The organism is Haloarcula ordinaria (assembly GCF_029338275.1).
GTDB classification, from domain to species: domain Archaea; phylum Halobacteriota; class Halobacteria; order Halobacteriales; family Haloarculaceae; genus Haloarcula; species Haloarcula ordinaria.
This window is the reverse complement of record NZ_CP119789.1, coordinates 834,585-850,515: the sequence shown is the minus strand read 5'-3', so window position 1 is coordinate 850,515 and position 15,931 is coordinate 834,585. Positions and strand designations below refer to the sequence as shown.

At 68.4% G+C, this 15,931-nt stretch carries 18 protein-coding genes and 1 pseudogene; 9 read left to right on the top strand and 10 right to left on the bottom strand.

From position 1 onward, the window contains the following. Window positions 1-95 precede the first annotated feature (95 nt). Window positions 96-971, top strand: coding sequence for a DUF502 domain-containing protein (locus tag P1L41_RS04540; protein WP_276297679.1), 876 nt, complete (start codon window positions 96-98; stop codon window positions 969-971). 45 nt (window positions 972-1,016) lie between these two features. Next, window positions 1,017-1,660 (top strand): annotated as a pseudogene (thiE, locus tag P1L41_RS04535) (thiamine phosphate synthase). Here thiE and P1L41_RS04530 read toward each other — a convergent pair. Beyond that, window positions 1,657-1,905, bottom strand: a complete 249-nt coding sequence (locus tag P1L41_RS04530) for a glutaredoxin family protein (RefSeq protein ID WP_276297678.1) — start codon at window positions 1,903-1,905, stop codon at window positions 1,657-1,659. The pseudogene thiE and the gene P1L41_RS04530 overlap by 4 nt on opposite strands. Before the next feature lie 81 nt (window positions 1,906-1,986). On the opposite strand from P1L41_RS04530, the gene P1L41_RS04525 reads away from it, so the two are divergent. Then, complete coding sequence (locus P1L41_RS04525; protein WP_276297677.1) at window positions 1,987-2,925, top strand: oxidoreductase; 939 nt, start codon at window positions 1,987-1,989, stop codon at window positions 2,923-2,925. A gap of 38 nt (window positions 2,926-2,963) precedes the next feature. Beyond that, entirely contained in the window at window positions 2,964-4,040 is a 1,077-nt protein-coding gene (locus P1L41_RS04520) for a CNNM domain-containing protein (protein ID WP_276297676.1), read from the top strand. 93 nt (window positions 4,041-4,133) lie between these two features. On the opposite strand, the gene P1L41_RS04515 is transcribed toward P1L41_RS04520, so the two are convergent. Next, complete coding sequence (locus P1L41_RS04515) at window positions 4,134-4,436, bottom strand: cupin domain-containing protein (protein WP_276297675.1); 303 nt, start codon at window positions 4,434-4,436, stop codon at window positions 4,134-4,136. Between the two features lie 142 nt (window positions 4,437-4,578). Here P1L41_RS04515 and P1L41_RS04510 point away from each other — a divergent pair, with 142 nt between their 5' ends. Beyond that, complete coding sequence (locus P1L41_RS04510) at window positions 4,579-4,746, top strand: ribbon-helix-helix protein, CopG family (protein ID WP_276297674.1); 168 nt, start codon at window positions 4,579-4,581, stop codon at window positions 4,744-4,746. A gap of 47 nt (window positions 4,747-4,793) precedes the next feature. Here the strand turns inward: P1L41_RS04510 and P1L41_RS04505 are convergent, their stop codons facing one another. Continuing rightward, the gene (locus P1L41_RS04505; protein WP_276297673.1) at window positions 4,794-5,300 is read right to left on the bottom strand and encodes a hypothetical protein; all 507 of its coding nucleotides are present in this window, start codon (window positions 5,298-5,300) and stop codon (window positions 4,794-4,796) included. 81 nt (window positions 5,301-5,381) lie between these two features. Between P1L41_RS04505 and P1L41_RS04500 the strand changes: the two genes are divergently transcribed. Next, the gene (locus tag P1L41_RS04500; RefSeq protein ID WP_276297672.1) at window positions 5,382-5,876 is read left to right on the top strand and encodes an HPP family protein; all 495 of its coding nucleotides are present in this window, start codon (window positions 5,382-5,384) and stop codon (window positions 5,874-5,876) included. An 18-nt stretch (window positions 5,877-5,894) separates the two neighbouring features. On the opposite strand, the gene P1L41_RS04495 is transcribed toward P1L41_RS04500, so the two are convergent. Together P1L41_RS04495 and P1L41_RS04490 are read right to left on the bottom strand one after the other, a co-directional pair. Continuing rightward, window positions 5,895-6,635 (bottom strand): type 1 glutamine amidotransferase, encoded by a 741-nt coding sequence (locus tag P1L41_RS04495; RefSeq protein WP_276297671.1) that lies wholly within the window; start codon window positions 6,633-6,635, stop codon window positions 5,895-5,897. A gap of 281 nt (window positions 6,636-6,916) precedes the next feature. Continuing rightward, window positions 6,917-7,687, bottom strand: coding sequence for an alpha/beta fold hydrolase (locus P1L41_RS04490; protein ID WP_276297670.1), 771 nt, complete (start codon window positions 7,685-7,687; stop codon window positions 6,917-6,919). Window positions 7,688-7,777: 90 nt separating this feature from the next. Between P1L41_RS04490 and P1L41_RS04485 the strand changes: the two genes are divergently transcribed. Next, the gene (locus P1L41_RS04485) at window positions 7,778-9,640 is read left to right on the top strand and encodes a cation:proton antiporter domain-containing protein (RefSeq protein WP_276297669.1); all 1,863 of its coding nucleotides are present in this window, start codon (window positions 7,778-7,780) and stop codon (window positions 9,638-9,640) included. 111 nt (window positions 9,641-9,751) lie between these two features. Here the strand turns inward: P1L41_RS04485 and P1L41_RS04480 are convergent, their stop codons facing one another. From P1L41_RS04480 to P1L41_RS04465, 4 genes are all read right to left on the bottom strand, one after another. Beyond that, on the bottom strand, window positions 9,752-10,138 hold the full coding sequence (locus tag P1L41_RS04480) for a hypothetical protein (protein ID WP_276297668.1): 387 nt from the start codon (window positions 10,136-10,138) through the stop codon (window positions 9,752-9,754). 117 nt (window positions 10,139-10,255) lie between these two features. Then, window positions 10,256-13,039 carry an alanine--tRNA ligase gene (alaS, locus tag P1L41_RS04475; protein WP_276297667.1) on the bottom strand — a complete coding sequence of 928 codons (2,784 nt, stop codon included), beginning with the start codon at window positions 13,037-13,039 and terminating at the stop codon, window positions 10,256-10,258. A 51-nt stretch (window positions 13,040-13,090) separates the two neighbouring features. Then, window positions 13,091-13,726 (bottom strand): archaellin/type IV pilin N-terminal domain-containing protein, encoded by a 636-nt coding sequence (locus tag P1L41_RS04470; protein WP_417376041.1) that lies wholly within the window; start codon window positions 13,724-13,726, stop codon window positions 13,091-13,093. Between the two features lie 88 nt (window positions 13,727-13,814). Next, window positions 13,815-14,792, bottom strand: a complete 978-nt coding sequence (locus P1L41_RS04465; protein ID WP_276297665.1) for a replication factor C small subunit — start codon at window positions 14,790-14,792, stop codon at window positions 13,815-13,817. 115 nt (window positions 14,793-14,907) lie between these two features. Between P1L41_RS04465 and samp2 the strand changes: the two genes are divergently transcribed. Beyond that, window positions 14,908-15,108, top strand: a complete 201-nt coding sequence (gene samp2, locus P1L41_RS04460) for a ubiquitin-like small modifier protein SAMP2 (RefSeq protein WP_276297664.1) — start codon at window positions 14,908-14,910, stop codon at window positions 15,106-15,108. Window positions 15,109-15,112: 4 nt separating this feature from the next. Beyond that, complete coding sequence (locus P1L41_RS04455; protein ID WP_276297663.1) at window positions 15,113-15,481, top strand: GNAT family N-acetyltransferase; 369 nt, start codon at window positions 15,113-15,115, stop codon at window positions 15,479-15,481. Here the strand turns inward: P1L41_RS04455 and P1L41_RS04450 are convergent. Then, window positions 15,478-15,930, bottom strand: a complete 453-nt coding sequence (locus tag P1L41_RS04450; protein ID WP_276297662.1) for a pyridoxamine 5'-phosphate oxidase family protein — start codon at window positions 15,928-15,930, stop codon at window positions 15,478-15,480. The two genes, P1L41_RS04455 and P1L41_RS04450, sit on opposite strands and share 4 nt — an antisense overlap. Between the last annotated feature and the right edge of the window lies 1 nt (window position 15,931).

Sequence of the window (15,931 nt, the reverse complement as noted above, 5' to 3'; positions counted from 1 at the left end):
AGAGGGGTGGCGGGCAGTAATATGTTCGGACACTGGGGTCGCGGCAGGCCGGCCAGCGCCACAATGCTTTCCCGAAATCGACTATATGGGTCTGCATGACCGACCGACTCAGCAATCAGATGGGAGACGGGACCGACGCGGTCAGGGAGTTCGTGCGTCGGGCGTTGGTCACGGGCACCGCGGTGACGATGCCGCTCATCGTGACGCTCATCGTCCTCGGATTCGTCGTCGACTTCGTCTCACAGCAGCTCGACCCGGTCGTCGGGTTCGTCACCGCGACCATCGGGTTCGCACCGGCGTCCGACTTCGTCCTGAAGCTCGCGGCGGTCGTCTCGCTGGTCTCGCTGGTCTTCCTCATCGGCGTGGCGGCGGAGTACCGGTCGAGCGCGTCCGACCTGGGCCTCCTCCTCGAGACGGTCCTCTCCCGCATCCCCGGCGTCGGGTCGCTGTACCGGAGCCTCGACGAAATGAGCGAGCTGCTGCTGGACAGCGACACCGACAGCTTCCAGGAGGTGAAACTGGTCGAGTTCCCCGTCGAGGGGTCCTACTCCATCGCGTTCCTCACCGCGGAGACGCCGGACGTCGTCGCCGACGCGGCGGCCGAAAAGGGGATGGTCACGCTGTTCCTCCCGATGGCGCCGAACCCGGTGATGGGCGGGTACGTGCTGCACGTCGCCGAGCACCGCGTCCGCGACATCGACATGACCGTCGAGGAGGGCGTCCAGTCCATCGTCTCGAGCGGCGTCGCCACGGGCAACCGAGAGCAGCGCGACCTCCCCGAGGACATGTCGGTCCGCATCAACCGTCGGCTCGACGCGGCGAACATCGTCGCCCACGTCGAGGACATCGAACAGTACGCCGCGGACGCCTCGGCCAAGATCGAGGAGACCGCCCGGGAGACGATGCCCTCGGCGGACGCCATCACCGAGCGCGACGCGGCGGAGAACGGGGAGAACGACGAACGCGAGTGAGCGCGCGAGCGTAAGAATCAGGACGCGAGCGGACCGACGGCCGGTATGGTCGACTTGGACGTGTATCTCGTGACACAGGAATCGCTCTCCGCGGGGCGGTCGACGCGGGCGGTCGTCGAGGCGGCCATCGAGGGCGGCGTCGGCGTCGTGCAACTCCGGGAGAAAGACCGGAGCGCGCGGGAGCGCTACGAGCTGGGCCTGGACCTGCGCGAGGTGACCCGCGAGGCCGGCGTCACCTTCGTCGTCAACGACCGGGTGGACCTCGCGCAGGCGGTCGACGCCGACGGCGTCCACCTCGGCGACGACGACCTGCCGGTGTCGGTCGCTCGCGAACTACTGGGCGATGGGGCCGTCGTCGGCCGGTCGGTCTCGACAGTCGCGGGCGCGGAGGCTGCCGCGGCCGCGGGCGCCGACTACCTGGGCGTCGGCGCGGTGTACCGGACCGACTCGAAGGACGACGTCGACGAGGACGAACACGGCATCGGCCCGGCGCGGGTGGCAGCCATCGCCGACGCCGTCGACGTCCCGCTCGTGGGCATCGGCGGCATCACGGCGGCGAACGCGGCCGACGTCGCCGCGGCGGGGCCGACGGCGTCGCGGTCATCAGCGCCATCACCGGGGCGGCGGACCCGACCGCCGCGACGCGGGACCTTCGGGAGGCGGTCGAACGGGGTCGTCGGGAGCGCTAGTCGGACAGTTTCTCGCGCAGGCGCGCCTCGTCGACGTGGTACTTGAACGCCGGCTGACCGTCGACGAGGACGTACGGCACCCGCTCGCCGTACGCCTCGCGGAGGTCGGGGTCGGTGTCGACGTCGACCAGGTCGAGGTCCAGCGTGACCCCCTCGTCGTCGGCGACCCGACGGATGGTCTCGACGGCGTCGTCACAGAGGTGGCAGTCCGCGCGCGTGTACACCGTGACAGAGACGTCGCTCATCGTCGTCGCTTGGGGCGCGAGCGACAAATGCCCTACTGGTATGGCGGAGGCCTTGAGTGGGCAGGGGCGCTACCGGTGGGTATGACCGGCTGGACAGCCGACGAGATGCCGACACTCGAGGACGAGACAGTCGTCGTGACCGGCGCGAACAGCGGCCTCGGACGCGAGGGGACCGAGGCGTTCGCGCGGAAGGGCGCGACCGTCGTGATGGCCTGCCGGAGCGTCGAGCGCGGCGAGCGGGCGGCGGCGGAGACACGCGAGGCGGTGCCCGACGCCGACCTCGAGGTCAGACGGTGCGACCTCGCCGACCTCGAGAGCGTCGAGACGTTCGCCGAGGGCGTCCGCGAGGACTACGACGCCGTCGACGTCCTCTGTAACAACGCCGGCGTGATGGCGATTCCCCGCCAGGAGACCGCCGACGGCTTCGAGATGCAGCTGGGCGTGAACCACCTCGGCCACTACGCACTCACCGGCCACCTCCTGCCGGCGCTACGGGCCAGTGCCGGCGAGGCGCGCGTCGTCACGCAGTCAAGCGGCGCCCACGAGATGGGGACGATGGACTTCGAGGACCTGCACAGAGAGCAGTCCTACGGGAAGTGGTCCGCCTACGGCCAGAGCAAGCTGGCGAACCTCCTCTTCACCTACGAGCTCGAGCGACGGCTCGATTCGGCGGACGTCGGCGACGTGACCGCCGTGGCGTGTCACCCGGGCTACGCGGCCACGAACCTCCAGTATCGCGGCCCCCGCGAGTCGGGGTCGGCGCTCAGGTTGGCCGGGATGAAAGTCGCCAACGCGGTGCTCGGACAGTCGGCGGCCAAGGGGGCGCTCCCGATGCTGTTCGCGGCGACGGCGGACCGCGTGAGCGGCGGCGAGTACGTCGGCCCCGGCGGGCTGCTGGACATGCGCGGCCATCCGGAGTTCCAGCGCTCGAACGACGAGTCCTACGACCGCGAGACGGCACGGCGGCTCTGGTCGGTCTCCGAGGACGAGACCGGGGTCGAATACGGTCTGAGCGCGTAACGCCACTTTTTCCGGCCCTGGGGGCGAACCAGGTCCCGATGCAATCGGTGGAACTCGCCGCCAGACTGGTCGCTGGCCTCGGTCTCATCCTCGCGAACGGCTTCTTCGTCGCCATCGAGTTCGCGCTGACACGCGCCAGACAGTACCCCGAATCGGAGTTCGACGAACCGGGCCTGCGCCGGGCCTGGGAGATGACCGACGCCCTCGAGATATACCTGACGAGCTGCCAGGTCGGCATCACCGCCTCCTCCATCGCGGTGGGAATCGTCGCCGAACCGGCGCTCGCTGCCATCTTCGAACCGTACTTCGCCGGGTCCCGCCTCGCGGGTATCGGCGTCGGCGCAGCCATCGCCTTCATCATCATCAACCTCGTCCACCTGACCCACGGCGAGCAGACGCCGACCTACCTCGGCGTCGAGCGCGCGAAGTTCGTCTGCCGGCACGGCGCGACGCCGCTGTACTACTTCGCGAAGCTCATCTCGCCGCTCATCGCCATCGGGGACCGGGTCGCGAAGTGGACGCTGTCGCTGTTCGGCGTCGAGATGTCCGGCGCGTGGCTCGAGACCGAGGAGGAGGTCATCGAGACGCGGGGCGACCTCCGCCGGAAACTGGGCACGGTCCTCGAAGAGGGCGACCTCTCCGAGGAGCGCCGCGAGGAGGTTCTGGCGGCGCTGCACGTCGGCGACCAGCAGGTGCGTGACGTGATGGTTCCCATCGCGGACGTGGTCGCGCTGTCGACGACCGACGACGACGCGACCAACGCCCGGCGGGTCGCCGAGACGCCACACACCCGCTACCCACTGTTCGGTGCGTCGACCGAGGCGTTCCTGGGCATCGTCTACGTCCCCGAACTGGTCCGCGAGCAGGGCGAGGAGCCACTCGACGGGAGCCTGCTGGACGGCGTCGACCTGGAGTCGGTCGCCGCCCCGCCGATGACGATAACCGCCGATACGAGCGTCAGCGACGCCATCGACCGGTTCCAGGCCGAGAGCCAGGAGCTCGCGCTCGTCATGGAGGACGGCGAGGTGCTCGGACTGGTCACGGTGACCGACGCACTCGAAGCGGTCGTCGGTGACATCCGCGACCCGATGGACGAGCAGGCCGGCGTGGCGTAGCGCGGGCCGCTACGCGGACCGCGAGAGCGTGGGCCGCGCCGTGGCACGGGCCGCGGAAATAGCGCGGGCGGTGAAAAGACACAGGCCGCGAAACTATCGCGGCGGCGTGTAGAAGTTCACCGTCTCCAGTTGCTCGTCGTCGTCGTTCTCGATACCGTGGCGCTCGCCGGCCTCGATACGCAGCAGGTCGCCCGCCTCGACGCGCTGGGTGTCGCCGTCGACGGTGACGAGTCCCGACCCGTGCACGACGAAGAGCCACTGGTCGCTCTCGGAGTGGTAGTTGTCGGGCCCGCCGACGGTTCGTCCGGGGGCCACGGTCATCTCGGCAGCCTGTGCCTCGTCGGTCTCCATGACGACCTCGAAGTAGCGGTCGAAGTCGAGGCGCGTGCGCTCCATATCCGCACCTCGACCGGCGTGACCGAGTGACTTTCGACCCCGACGGCGCGTGAAACCGACCGGCAGCGGCGGGGCCGTCAGGCAGACGGACGACAGTCGTCTGACGAGGATATATGTCCGCGGGACTGTGAGTGGATAGCCGATGGACGAGACGTTCCTCGAACTCGAGACGGTCGATATCGAACTCGACGAGGCGCTGCTGGAGGCGCTCGACGAGAAGGCGTTCAAGGACCACCGCGACAACCGCGACGCGGCGGCCAGTGACCTGCTCGACGAGTGGCTCAAGACCCGCGCGACAGACGAGGACTGAGGCTGGGCCCCGTATTTCCGAGGGTCGTCACCACTGCGTCGGGGGCCCTACGGCGATTCACACACCGTCCCGAGGCCGATGCTCCCGTCACTCGCGACGTCGAGGTCCGCGACGACGACAGCCGTCTCGGGGCTGCAACTGGACCGGGTCCAGGAGCGCACCTGTGACCGATCGTCCGTGGTCCAGACGAGCAACCAGACCGACGACCCCGGTTCGAGGCCCCGGACGGTTGTGCCGACTCCGCTGTTGGCCGGCACTTCGTATGCCTCGCTGCGGGTCGCGCCGACGAACTGCACGTCGGTCACGGTGCCCAGTTGCGTCGGGGAACTGCCGACCAGCGAGTCGGTGGACCGCGTGACGTTCGTCCCGTTGGCGAACGTGAGTTCGACCGTCGTCGGCCCGTCAGGGACGACGGCGACCTGGACCACGTAGTCCTGGTCGTGGGCGTTGTCTATCGACACCTGGAGTTCCTGGGTCGGGTCGGGCTGTGGGTCGCCGAGGCCGAGACAGCCGGCGGTGAGACAGAGCGTGCCGACGAGGATGAGCAGTCGCATACGGGGGCGTACGCTCGATGACTCGAAAAGGCTGTCCTCGACCGTCACCGTTTTCTCGGGCGAAACTGACCCACAGCCACGGTGAGACGGACACAGCAGCGCCGCGCCTGGCTCCGGGAGAGCGGGCGGGTCGGCGCCCTGCTGTCGGTGCTGGGCGCGCTCGTCTGGTTCAGCGGCCTCCCCTTTCTCTTCCCGAGTCTCGGCCCGACGGCGTACCTCTATGCCACACGGCCGTCGGCCCCGACCAGCGCGGCCCGGCGCGTGGTCGGCGGCCACGCCGTCGGCGTCGTCGCCGGCCTCCTCGCCTACCACGCCGTCGCCGGTGGCGTCGTCTTCACCGCCGCGATGACACCCACGACAGTGGGGACGCTCCGCCTTGCCGCCAGCGGCGTCGTCGCCGTCGTGCTGACGACGGCCGGGATGATCGCGACCGACACCGGCCACGCCCCGGCCTGTGCCACGACGCTCATCGTGGGCCTGGGCATCCTCTCGAAGCCGATGGAGGGAGCCATCGTCCTGCTAGCGGTCGGTGTGCTCACGGCAGAGCACGAGCTGCTCGGTCACCTCCGCGGCTGAAAATCGACCGCCGCCCGTTCAGTCGTCGTCGCTGGCGACGACCCCGTCCGCCGCTCCGGCGGTCAGTTCGTCGCCGACGCCGCGCTGGGTGGTCCGGACGTACTCAGTGAAGTTCTCGAAGAGGCGTTTTGCCTCACAGGCCGCCCGGTAGTTCGCCTCGGTGATGTCGGCGAGGACGCGCTCGACCCGCTCGTCGGCCAGCTGGTCCTTGCTCGCGGCGATTTCGCGAGCCGTCTCGGCGTCGTACTCGGGGTGGAACTGCACGGCGAAGACGTGGCCCTTTCGGAAGCCGTGGACGCCGTAGTCGTTCTCGGCGAACTGGGTCGCGTCCGGCGGCAGTTCGGCGACGGTGTCCGAGTGGGTGGTGAAGACGGTAAACTCGTCGTCGACACCGGCCAGCAGCTCGTTCTCGCCGTCGTGTTCGACGGTCCGATAGCCGATCTCGTAGTCGTCCATCGGCTCGACGCGACCGCCCAGCGCGTGCGCGAGGAGCTGGTGGCCGAAACACACGCCCAGGAACGGTAGCCCGCGGTCGATGGCGTCGCGGACCCACTCGGTCAGGGCCGCGATCCACGGCTCGTCCCAGTAGACCGACGCCCGCGAGCCCGTCACCAGACACGCGTCGAACGCGACGGTGTCGGGCAGTTCGCGTTCGGTGACGTCGTATTCCACGAGGTCGGCGTCGAGTTCCCGCCGGAAGTTCCGGCGGTTCTCCTCGCCGTCGTGGGCTGCGTTCAGCAGGGCGATGCGGAGACTCATCGTCTGTGCTCTATCGCCCGACGCCGAAAAACCCACGTACCACTGGCAGTTCCTGCCGGTCCTCGTGACGGACGAGTTACCTCAAGTGAACGGTTCGACTGGCGCAGAGAACAACCAGAAAGCCCCCGGGCGCTCGGGGCCGCTGGGCGGGATATCCTCGCTCACTGCCGTTCGCTCGGATAGTGACCCGCCCAGCGACTGCCCTTCGGCCCGAGCGCCCGGCCCCTTTCAGTCCCGCCCGCTTCCAAGTACGAGACGGCCGAAACTCGGTTGTCGGTCCGTCATTCTCGATCCGTGTGTTCGTCCAGGAACGACACGAGTCGGTCGGTGACGACGGTCGCGTGCTCGACGTAACAGCAGTGGCGGCCCTCGACGGCGGTGGCGGTCCCCCGGGGGAGGTCCGCGCCCAGGGCCTCGGCAGCACTCGCCGGCACCACCGGGTCGTCGACGCCGTAGTACACCTCGGTCGGTAGCGTGACCTCGTACAGCGGCGGTGCGTCGAACTCCGTCATCGAGGCGGCCTGGGCCTCGAAGGCGTCGCCCGTGGCGTCGTCCGCGCGTCGCCACTCCGAGATTCGGTCCAGCAGGTCGGGGTCAGCGGTCCGGAACGCCTCGGAGAACGCGCCCTCGAGCGAGGCGTCCGAACCGTTGTCCAACGACAGGTCGGCGAGCGCGTCGGCGTCCACGTCGCTTCCAGACGCGGCGGTACAGTACAGCGTCAGCGTCCGCGCGCGGTTGTACCGGTGAGCGTACTGGAGGGCAACCATCCCGCCGAGTCCCGCACCGACGAGGTGGACCGAACCGACCCCGTGGTCCGAGAGGACCGCTTCGAGGTCGGCCGCCAGCGTCCCGACGGTGTAGGGACCCGCCGGCGCGTCCGAGTCGCCGGTCCCGCGCAGGTCCCAGACGAGCGTCTCGAACGCCGGCAGGGCGTCGTAGTGCCAGCCCCACAGCCAGGCGCCGTACCCGACGTCACCCACGAAGGCAACACATGGCCCGTCGCCCTCAGCTTCGTAGTGCAGTGAGACGCCGCGGTTCGTGGTGGTCGGCATTGCTCTCTCGGTCCTCCTTCCTCCGGCGACCGCCTGACTCTTTCGATGGGCTACACCTATGGACCTGGCTGTCGAACGGCCGACAACGCCGTGTCGGGCGCTACATCACTCATCGGGGCGGTCGTCATCGTCGCGGCTATCGGTGTCGGCGCGCAGCTGCTCGCCGACCGCCTCAAGGTCCCGAGCGTCGCGTTCCTGCTGCTCGGTGGCGTCCTCGTCGGGCCACAGGTCCTGGGCCTCGTCAGCCCGTCGGTGTTCGGACAGGCCGGCCTCCAGGCCATCGTCGGTCTCAGCGTCGGTATCATCGTCTTCGAGGGGGCGTTCCACCTGACGACTGAACGCGTCAGAGAGGCCTCACGGGAGGCGCTGGGCCTGGTCACCGTCGGCGCACTCGTCTCGCTCGTCGGCACTGCCCTCGCGGTCCGGTTCGTGTTCGGGACGACGTGGCCGGTGGCCGTCCTCGTCGGCTCGCTGCTCATCGCGACCGGGCCGACCGTCATCACACCCATCATGAACGTCGTCCCGGTCCGCGAGCGAGTCGCGGCGGCCCTGGAGACGGAAGGCATCATCAACGACGTCAACGCCGCGATTCTCGCGGTCGCGACCTTCGAGTTCGTCGTCGCCGACTCGTCGTCCCCGCTGGTCGTCGTCGAGGCGTTCGTCGCCCGCCTGGCCGCCGGCGTATTCGTCGGCGTCGTCGTCGGCGGCGGGGTCGCGCTCCTGTTGCGCCGGGTCACGCTCTCTGAGGACAACGCGCCGGAAAACGCCCGGCTGGTGGTCCTCGTCGGCGCGCTCGTCGCCTACGCGCTCGGCAGCACGCTCCTCTCTGAGGCGGGCATCGCCGCCGTCGCCGCCGCCGGCGTCGTCCTCGGCAACGCCGACATCCCCCACGAGGACACCGTCGCGGAGTTCAAGGGCGGCATCACGCTGCTCGTCCTCTCCTTTGTCTTCGTCGTGCTCGCAGCGCTGCTCTCGCTCGAAGATCTCCAGACGCTCGGACTCGGCGGCCTCGTCGCGGTCGTGACCGTCGTCGCGCTCGTTCGACTGCTGGGCGTGTTCCTCTCGACGGTCGGCGGCACGCTGTCGGTCCGCGAGCGGCTCTTCGTCGGCGCACTCGGACCACGCGGTATCATCCCGGCCAGCGTGGCGACCCTGTTCGCGATCGAACTGCGGCCGACGAACCCGACCGCCGCGACGACGCTCGTCGGCACCGTCTTCTTCGTCATCTTCGCGACCGTCATCTTTCAAGGGGGTCTGGCAAGACACATTGCACAGCGGCTCGACATCCTCCCCATGCAGACGCTCATCGTCGGTGCTGGACGAGTCGGCCTGGAGCTGGCCGACCGCTTCGAGGCCCGCGGCGAGGAGGTGGTCCTGATAGATTCCGACCCAGAGACGGTCGAGCGGGTCCGCACGGCGGGCCACCGCGTCGTCGACGGCGACGCCACCGCAGCGGCGGTCCTGGAACGAGCCGGCGCCGACCGGGCGGGCGTGGTCGTCGCCGCGACCGCCGACGACGACGTGAACCTGCTCGTCGCACAGCTCGCGACGACCCGCTTTGGCGTCGACACCGTCGTCGCCCGGGCGAACCAGCCCGACAACGTCGAAGCCTTCGAGGACCTCGACGTCGAGACCATCTCGGCGGGCTTCGCCGTCGCGGACGCCATGGACGACGCCATCGAGCGACCGGCGCTCGCCCACTGGCTGTCCGACGCCGCCAAGACCGGCGACGTCCTCGAAGTCGAACTGGGGAACGACGTGCTCACCGACCGCCCCCTCTCGTCGGTGACCGAGGACCTGCCCCAGGGCTGTCTGGTCGCGATGGTGAGTCGCAGCGGGACCGACACGGTGCCGGACGGCGATTTCGTCCTCCAGAAGGGGGACCACCTGACGCTCGTCTGTGAGACCAACGAGGCGATGCGGACCGTGCGACGGCTCTGTCAGTCCGGGTGAGGGCGTGAACAGGCGGTCGCGAAACGGCCGGTGGGTCGTGGACCGTCGCTTCTTCCCTGTCCTGGCGACGCGTCGCTCTCTCTGACGGACACAGCGCTCGGGGAGCGGTACTCACCGCCGCGTTACAGCGCCCGTCTCCTGGATGTCGAAGGTCAGGCTATCCGTACCGTTCTCCGACGGGATGTAATGAACGTGGCCCTCGTCGGTCAGTCTTGAGTTGTCCTCGTAGACGCTGTAGCGAACCAGCCACCGCCCGGGATCGACGACGGCCGCACGCGTTTCCCGGCTCTCCCCTTCGATGTCGAGACTCGTGGCGTAGGCTCTCGCGTCCTCCCGTGAATCGCCGTCCCCGAAGAAGGCAATCTCCATGGTATAGGCTGTCTCCACCTGATTGAAGACTGTCAAGTCCAGTCCGCCGTCACGGGACTGGCGGCCCGAACACCCCGTCACCCCGGCGGACAAGCCGACGATTGCGAGAATCGCCTGACGCCGTTTCATACGCCGTAATATCGAACGAGGAACAAGTGTTTTCCCCCGGCGAGAGAACGAGAAACAGTAGTCCGGACGGAGAAGCCAGTACCCAGCGGTCCACGATCGAGGGACAGCAGGTCGCCCTCAGACGTTCGCGACCGACCGCAGAATCTCGGGGGCGGCCGCGAGCGCGTCGTCCAGCGCGTCGGCGTCGGGACCGCCGCCCTGTGCGAAGTCCGGCGGCCCGCCACCGCCACCGCCGACGCGGCCGGCGAGTTCGCCGACCACTTCGCCGGCGTCGACGTCGACGCCCTCGGGCACCGAGACGACGAACTGCGCGCCGTCCAGTCCCGAACCCAGCACTGCGATGTCGCCCTGCTCGGTGACGGCGTTGGCCTGGGCCCGCAGTTCGTCCATGTCGGCGTCGATGCGCTGGACGACCGCCGTCGCGTCGCCGACCTCGACCTCCTCGGCGTCGGCGCCCCCGGAGGCACGGGCCTCGGCGAGTTGCTCCTTGAGCGTCTCGATCTCCTTGCCGCGGGCCTTCCACTCGTCGAAGAAGCGCGCCGCGGTCTCCGGGACCTCCGGCGGCGCGACGTCGAGCACGTCGGCGGCCTCGTACAGCGCGTCCTCGGTCGTCTGGGTGGCTTCCAGGGCCGCGTTGCCGGCCGCGAACGTGATGCGGATGACGCCGTCTTGGACCCGCTCGGTCCCGAGCACTTTGATGGTCCCGATGTCGCCGGTCCGGGCGACGTGGGTCCCCCCACAGGCCTGGATGTCGTCGGCGACCTGGATGAGGCGTATCTGCTCGCCGGCGGGGATACCACCCTGGTAGAGGTCGAAGCCGTGTTTCTCCTCTGCCTCGTTGCGGTCGGGCCACTGCTGGCTCACCGTGACGTTGTCCTGGACGAGGTCGTTGGCCAGCCGCTCGATCTCCTTGACCTGCTCGCGGGTCACCGAGGCGTAGTGGCTGACGTCGATTCGCGAGGAGTCGACGCCCTTCTGGGCCCCGGCCTGCCGGACGTGCTCGCCCAGCACCTGGCGGGCGCTGTGGATGACGATGTGGGTCGCCGTGTGATGTTGCATCAGGCGCTTGCGCCGCTGGGCGTCGACCTGCCCGCGGGCGAACTCGCCCTTGCCGGGGTCCGTGTCGCAGGTGTGGACGATGACGCCGTCGTAGCGCTGGACGTCGGACACCTCGGCAGTGACGTCGTCGGTCGAGAGCGTCCCGTGGTCCGGCGGCTGGCCACCGCCCTCGGGGTAGAACATCGTCTGGTCGAGGACCACGTCGAAGTCGCCGTCCTCGCGGTCGAACACCTCCAGGACGACGGCCTCGAACTCGGTGCGCTGCTGGTCGTCGTAGTACAGCCGGTCGGTCTCGGGCAGCTCGACGATGCGGTCGGCGTAGGGGACCCCCTGTTCCTCGCCGGGGAAGTCGCCGCCGCCGTGGCGCTCGGCGACCACCGAGTAGAAGTTGTCCGGGACGTCGACGTCGACCCCCTTCTCGGCGGCGATGTCCTCGACCATGTTCGGCTGGATGCCGTGGGAGTCGTACAGCTCGACCAGCTCCTCGAGCGGAATCGCCTCGCCGCGCTGGGCGTACTCGTCGGCCAGCTGGCGGACGCGGCGACCACCCCGGTCGAGCGTCTCGCGGTACTTCTCGACCTCCGTCCGGACGATGTCGCGGATGGTGTCGCGGTTCTCGTAGTCCAGGCGGTCGGCCTGCATGTCGACGAGCTCGTCCAGCGGCGCGTCGACGCCGACGCCGTCGACCAGGCGCTTGGTTCGCCGGAGCACCATCCGGGCCAGGTAGCCCGTGCCGACGTTCGAGGGGACGATGCCGTCGCCGAGCATGTAGGCGAGGGTGCGGCAGTGGTCGGCGATAGCGTAGATGTCCTCCAGCGGCTCCATCAACTCGACCAGTTCGTCGGTGTCGACGCCGACGGTCTCGGCGATGGTGCCCCGCTCCTGTTCGATGTCCTCGGCCTCGTCGATGTCCATCCGGCCGGCCAGTTTCGCGGCCTGGTGGACGATGGCCTCCTCCTCGTCGGTGAGTTCGATGCCGGCGTTGTCCTTGAGGAAGGCGATGGTGTCGGGGTAGACGGCCTCGTACACCGTCGGTGTACCCTGAGACATCCAGGTCCACCGCTCCAGCCCGTAGCCGGTGTCGACGATGTAGGTGTCCATCTCGGAGTACCGGTTGCCGTCTTTCATCTCGTACTCCCCGTCGGGGTCCTGCTCTAAGGACATGAAGACGAGCGTCGCCAGCTCCGCGCCGCGGTAGATGACCTCGAAGGCGGGGCCCGCGTTGCCGCCGCCCACCCACGGGTCCTCGATAAGGGTCAGGTCCGAGATGTCCGCGTCCAGTTCCTCGAACAGCTCGACGCAGTACTGTACCGTCTCGTCCTTCCAGTACACCTCACCTTCGTAGGCGTACTGCTCGGGGTCCTCGATGTCTTCCTTGGCGTTGAACGCGTGGTGGGCCATCATCTCGAAGGCCATCGTGTGCCGGCCGGTCTTGCCCACGTTGTCGATGTCCTGCATCCGGATGCAGGGCTGGCTGATACACAGCGGGTTCGCCGGCGGCGGCGTCGTCCCGGAGGTAACCAGGGGCTGGAAGTCGTAGATAGAGGCCTGCGTCAACAGGACGTCGTCACGCCAGCGGTTCGCCGCGACGGGGTAGGGGTCGATACGGGTGTGGTCGCGCTCCTCGAAAAACGAGAGGAACACCTCGCGCATCTCCGAGAGGGAAAAGGCCTCGTCGAACCCGGGGTTGTCGATGAACCCGTACTCCTCGCAGGGTGGTTCGCCGCAGGTGTCGCGCTCGACGCGCGCCCAGAACATATCCCCACAGGAGACACACTCCTGTCGGGTGAATCCGGCCTCGTCGAAGTAGTCGAGGCGGTAGGCTTCCTCGAGGTCGCTCATTGGCGTATCCTTGGCTCACGTTCGCGTAAAACTGTTCCGAAGGGGGCCTGTCTACAGCAGGACCGACGATTCCCCGGAGAGGGTCTGTGGGACGACGATGCGCTTCTCGGTGGTCGCCCCGGACGCCGTCGTGATGCGGATGGTCGCCGTCTCGCCCCCCGAGATGGCTTCTCCGAAGGTGTCCTCGTTGTCGTCCGTCTGATCGAGGTCGCTATCCCCGATGTCGAGCGTTATTTTGAAGCGGTCTTCGGGGTCGTTGAGCACCGGCTGGGACCCGTCGTCGTCCTGGATGGTCGAGACCAGGAACCGGCCGTCGGGGTTCCCGGAGGCACCGCCCGACGCGAGCTGGTAGTAGGAGCCGGTCGGGCCGACCCACTGGACCGTCGCCGTGTCCAGGTCGACGTTCCCCGACCCCGGGCCGGCCTTCACCGTGACGTTGACCACGCCGACCTCGTCGTCGGTCGTGAAGTGGTCGGCCGTCGTACTGACGACCTGAACCCGGTTCGTCGTCGAGTCGCTGGCCTCCTGTCCCGTCGCCTGCGCCGAACTCTGGAGGAAGCCGGCGGTGTTGATGAGCACCCCGGCAGCGATGGCCGCGACGAGTACCATCGCGATAAACACGATGAGCGTCCCGATGCCGACCTGCCCGCGGTCGTCGCGCCCGTCGGCCGAGTGCTCACGATATATTTCAGTTGTTGATATCTTGGTCACACTGCCTATGTAAAACTCATCCCCCGAGTATCAGCGGTGAAAACAGCAGTGTAAGCGAGTCTCGCTACTGGTCGGGTGCCAGCGACGCGAGCATCGCCTCGAGCTGGATGCGCTCGTTCGCGCCGCGTGTAATCCGGTAGTCGGTCTCGCCGACCCGTTCGAGCACCGCCACCGCGTCCCGGTCCTCGATGTCGAACTCCCAGATGGAGCGGTGGAGCTGGTCGATGATGTCGCCGCCGGCGATACCCTCGTCGGTCAGCAGACGGTCGAGCGTCGCCCGAGAAGCGGTGAAGTCGCCGTCGAGCGCCGACTGGACCATGTCGTGAATCTCCTCCGGGCGCGCAGTCGAGGTGATAGCGTACACCGCCTCCTCGTCGACCACGTCGCCGCTAACAGAGGCCGCCTGGAGGCCGTTGATGGCCTTTCGCATGTCGCCGCCGGCCGCGTAAACGAGTGCGTCGAGACCGTCGTCGGTGATTTCGATGTCCTCTTCGGCGGCGATGTGGCGAATCTCGCTCTCGACGGCGTCGTCCGCGAGCGGCGAGAAGCGGAAGACCGCACACCGCGACTGGATGGGGTCGATGATCTGACTGGAGTAGTTACACGAGAGGATAAAGCGGACGTTGTTCGAGAACTGCTCCATCGTCCGGCGGAGTGCTGACTGGGCGTCAGAAGTGAGGGCGTCTGCCTCGTCGAGGAAGATGATCCGGTACTCGTGGCCGCCGAAGCTCGTCCGCGCGAAGTTCTTGATTCGGTCCCGGACCACGTCGATGCCGCGCTCGTCGGAGGCGTTGAGTTCGAGGAAGTGCTCGCGCCAGTCCTCGCCGTACAGTTCGCGGGCGATGGCGGTCGCACAGGTGGTCTTCCCGGTGCCGGCCGGCCCCGAGAAGAGCATGTGGCTCAGGTCGTTGCGCGACACGTAGCTCTGCAGTCGCCCGACGATGTTCTCGTGGCCCATCACGTCGTCGAGGGTCTGCGGGCGGTACTTCTCGATCCAGACTTCCTCGCGTCCCGCCCGCGACTGGCCGTCGGCCTCGCTCATATCGAGGTGCAGGCGTGGCCGATTCATAAACCCCGCGAGAGTCCGCGCTCGACGCTGGCGACTGCGAGAGAACCGTAGTCGACAGACTCAGGTGCGGCGGTCGGCAATCCCGGGTATGCACGTCACGGTCGAGGTGGCCGGCGAGGACACCCACGAGGTCGACGTCGCTGAGGACGCCACCTACGCCGACCTGCTGGCACCCATCGACCTCTCGCCCCACGAGGTGTCGGTGCTGGTCGAGGACCGTCCCGTCCCCACCGACCAGCCGGTCGAGACCGACCACGTCAGAGTGGTTCGGCTCATCAAAGGCGGGTAGGGAGATGCAGATACGCGAGGCGACCGCCGACGAGTTGCCCGCCGTGATGAACGTCCTCGACGGCGCGATGCTCGAGGTCGGCGTCGAGACGGTCCGGGCAGGTATCGAGGGCGACGGGACGCTGGTCGCCGTCCCGGAGGACGGCGACCGAATCCTCGGGGCAGTAGTCCTGGACGGCGATCAGGTCGTCGCCGTGGCCGTCCGGCGCGGGCGTCGGAGCCAGGGCATCGGGGGTACACTCCTCGAGGCTGCCGCCGACCGTCGCACGCGACTCATCGCCGAGTTCGACGCCGACCTGCGGGAGTTCTACGAGGGGCTCGGTTTCGACACCGAGCGACTGGGCGAATCGGGTCGCTGGCGCGGGACGCGCTAGTTCTGCCGGCCGGTCAGTTCCTCGATGCGGAGTTCGTACAGCGTCACGTCGACGTCGTCGAGGCTCTCGTCGAAGATGCGGATGGGCGCGTAGCGGTCGTTGATCTCGACGGCCTCGTAGGTCGGGTCGTCGTGGGGGACCTCCTGGATAGGGCCACGGGCGACGACGCTCCAGCCGGTGTTCTCCTCCGGGTCGGCCGTCGGTTCGGTCGCGTAGGCGACGTAGGTCGCCGTCGCCGTCGAGTCGAGGAAGGCCCGCTTCTCGCTGTCGGGTGTCACGCCGAGCCGGAAGTACAGCGAGCCGTCCTCGTAGTGGTGGAAGACGGGGAACGCGTAGGCCTCGTCGCCCTCGGCCAGCGAGAGGACGCCGTGATGGCGCTCCGTGAGGCAGTCCGCGACCTCCGATTCCTCCATCCCGTAGGTGTAGGCGAACTCGACGTCGGGGTCCATA